Source organism: Streptomyces pathocidini, assembly GCF_001418495.1.
GTDB lineage: Bacteria > Actinomycetota > Actinomycetes > Streptomycetales > Streptomycetaceae > Streptomyces > Streptomyces pathocidini.
This window is the reverse complement of the sequence record NZ_LIQY01000567.1, coordinates 1-2,997: the sequence shown is the minus strand read 5'-3', so window position 1 is coordinate 2,997 and position 2,997 is coordinate 1. Positions and strand designations below refer to the sequence as shown.

The window sequence follows — 2,997 nt, the reverse complement described above, 5'->3', positions numbered from 1 at the left end:
GCGAACGCCTCGTTGATCTCGATCAGGTCGAGGTCCTCGACGCCGAGCCCGGCCTTGCCCAGGGCGTGCTGGATCGCGTTCGAGGGCTGCGACTGGAGGGAGTTGTCGGGTCCTGCGACGTTTCCGTGGGCGCCGATCTCGGCGATCCACTCCAGACCCAGCTCCTCGGCCCTGGCCTTGCTCATGACGACCACGGCGGCCGCACCGTCGGAGATCTGCGAGGACGAACCGGCCGTGATGGTCCCGTCTTTGGCGAAGGCGGGCCGCAGCTTGCCGAGCGACTCGGCGGTGGTCTCGCCCCGGATGCCCTCGTCCTGCGAGAAGACCACCGGGTCGCCCTTGCGCTGCGGGATCTCCACGGGAGTGATCTCCGCCTCGAAGACCCCGTTCTTCTGCGCGGCCGCGGCGCGCTGGTGGGAGAGGGCCGCGATCTCGTCCTGCGCCTGGCGCTCGATGCCGAGCCGGGTGTTGTGCCGCTCGGTGGACTCGCCCATGGCGATGTTCTCGAAGGCGTCGGTCAGCCCGTCGTGCGCCATGGCGTCGAGCATCTGCACCGCGCCGTACTTGTAGCCCTCGCGGGACTTGGGCAGCAGGTGCGGGGCGTTGGTCATGGACTCCTGGCCGCCCGCGACGACCACGTCGAACTCGCCCGCGCGGATGAGCTGGTCGGCGAGCGCGATGGCGTCAAGCCCGGAGAGGCACACCTTGTTGACGGTAAGGGCGGGCACGTTCATCGGGATGCCGGCCTTGGCGGCGGCCTGGCGGGCCGGGATCTGCCCGGCGCCGGCCTGCAGCACCTGGCCCATGATCACGTACTGCACCTGGTCGCCGGAGATGCCCGCCCGCTCCAGCGCGGCCTTGATCGCGAAGCCGCCGAGGTCGGCCCCGGAGAAGGAGCGCAGGGACCCGAGCAGGCGCCCCATGGGCGTACGCGCGCCCGCGACGATCACGGAGGTGGTGCCAGACGTACCAGTCATGGTGCGGCCCCTTCGGAGAAGGAAGGTTAACGAGGGTTATCTCAAATGTACTGAGCGGTACGGACCCGGTCACCTGGCAGCGGGTGTGACGGCGCGCACGTTGCGTAATGGGGCGTGCGAACGGTGCACTGGAGCCATGCTGACGCGCATCGACCACATCGGGATCGCCTGCTTCGACCTCGACAGGACCGTCGAGTTCTACCGTGCCACGTACGGCTTCGAGGTGTTCCACACCGAGGTCAACGAGGAGCAGGGCGTCCGCGAGGCCATGCTGAAGGTCAACGAGACCTCGGACGGCGGCGCCTCCTATATCCAGCTCCTGGAGCCCATCCGCGAGGACTCCGCCGTGGGCAAGTGGCTGGCCAGGCACGGCGAGGGGGTGCACCACATCGCCTTCGGCACGGCGGACGTGGACGGCGACGCGGCGGCCGTACGGGACAAGGGCGTACGGGTCCTCTACGAGGAGCCGCGCCGGGGCTCGATGGGTTCGCGTATCACGTTCCTGCACCCGAAAGACTGTCACGGCGTGCTGACGGAACTGGTGACTGCCGCGGCGGAACGCCGAAACGCGCACTGACCTCGGGGGCTCCCGGCCGGTAGAGTGGCCGCTCGGCCGGGGTGCGGGTTGGGGGGCTGTGGCCCATTCCCCGCCGATGATCTGACACCATTCTCCGGTGGGCACGTACAACACCGCGTGCCGGAGACGCACCAGAGAAGGACTGTGCAGATCGGAGACCGGGTCGGCGCCTGGACGTGCAGGGCGGGCGCCGCCGTCGACGCGACCACGGGACGGATGGGACCGCGCAGTGCGGGGCTACGACCGCTACGAGGCTGACGACCACCTGTCGAAGTTCGAGGCCGAGATGGAGCGGCTGAAGACCGAGCGGGAGAAGGCCGTCCAGCACGCCGACGACCTCGGCTACCAGGTCGAGGTCTTGCGCGCCAAGCTCCACGAGGCCCGCCGTGCCCTGGCGACCCGCCCCGCCTACGACAGCGCCGACATCGGCTACCAGGCCGAACAGCTGCTCCGCAACGCCCAGGTCCAGGCCGACCAGATGCGCACCGACGCGGAGCGCGAGCTGCGCGAGGCCCGCGCCCAGACCCAGCGGCTGCTCCAGGAGCAGGCCGAGCGGCAGTCCCGGCTGGAGGCCGAGCTGCACGCCGAGGCCGTGGGCCGCCGCCAGCGCTTGGACCAGGAGCTGGCCGAGCGCCGGGCCACCGTCGAGTCCCACGTCAACGAGAACGTCGCCTGGGCCGAGCAACTGCGCGCCCGCACCGAGTCGCAGGCCCGCCGGCTCATGGAGGAGTCGCGCGCCGAGGCCGAGCAGTCCCTGTCCGCCGCCCGCGCCGAGGCGCACCGGCTGGCCGAACAGGCCCGCGAGCGGCTGGTGTCGGAGTCCGAGACGGCCCGCACCGAGGCCGAAGCGATCCTGCGCCGGGCCCGCACCGATGCCGAACGGCTGCTCAACGCGGCCTCCACGCAGGCCCAGGAGGCCACCGACCACGCCGAGCAGCTGCGCTCCTCCACCGCGAGCGAGTCCGAGACGGCCCGCCGCGAGGCGACCGAGCTGACCCGGGCCGCCGAGACGCGGATGAAGGAGGCCGAGGAGGCGCTGCGCGCGGCGCGCGCCGAGGCCGAGCGGCTGCGCGAGGAGGCGGCGGCCAACGCGTCGAAGCGGCTGTCCACGGCCGAGTCGGAGAACGAGCAGCGGGCGCGTACGGCCAAGGCCGAGATCGCGCGGATGGTGACCGAGGCCACCAAGGAGGCGGAGGCCCTCCGCGGCGAGGCCGAGCAGCTGCGGGACGACGCCCGCGCCGAGGCCGAGCGGCTGGTCTCCGAGGCGCAGGACTCGGCCCGTACGAGAGCGGCCGAGGACTCGGCGGCCCAGCTGGCCAAGGCCGCGCGCAACGCCGAGGAGGTGCTCAGCAAGGCCTCCGAGGACGCCAACGCGACCACCAGGGCCGCGTCCGAGGAGGCCGAGCGGATCCGCCGCGAGGCCGAGGCGGAGGCGGACCGACT

At 71.9% G+C, this 2,997-nt stretch carries 2 protein-coding genes and 1 pseudogene; 2 read left to right on the top strand and 1 reads right to left on the bottom strand.

All coding sequences use genetic code 11. From position 1 onward, the window contains the following. Positions 1 to 977, bottom strand: a 977-nt coding sequence (locus tag AOK16_RS22685) for an acetyl-CoA C-acetyltransferase (RefSeq protein ID WP_079101670.1), incomplete at its 3' end; no start/stop codon positions are given. Positions 978 to 1,113: 136 nt separating this feature from the next. Between AOK16_RS22685 and mce the strand changes: the two genes are divergently transcribed. Then, positions 1,114 to 1,554, top strand: a complete 441-nt coding sequence (mce, locus tag AOK16_RS22680; protein ID WP_055474011.1) for a methylmalonyl-CoA epimerase — start codon at positions 1,114 to 1,116, stop codon at positions 1,552 to 1,554. A gap of 229 nt (positions 1,555 to 1,783) precedes the next feature. Further along, positions 1,784 to 2,997: pseudogene (locus tag AOK16_RS22675) on the top strand (hypothetical protein); the annotation flags it as partial.

What these genes read in the sequence shown, in the direction of transcription:
- mce (WP_055474011.1), top strand. Translation starts at nt 1,114, where the DNA reads ATGCTGACGCGCATCGACCACATCGGGATCGCCTGCTTCGACCTCGAC.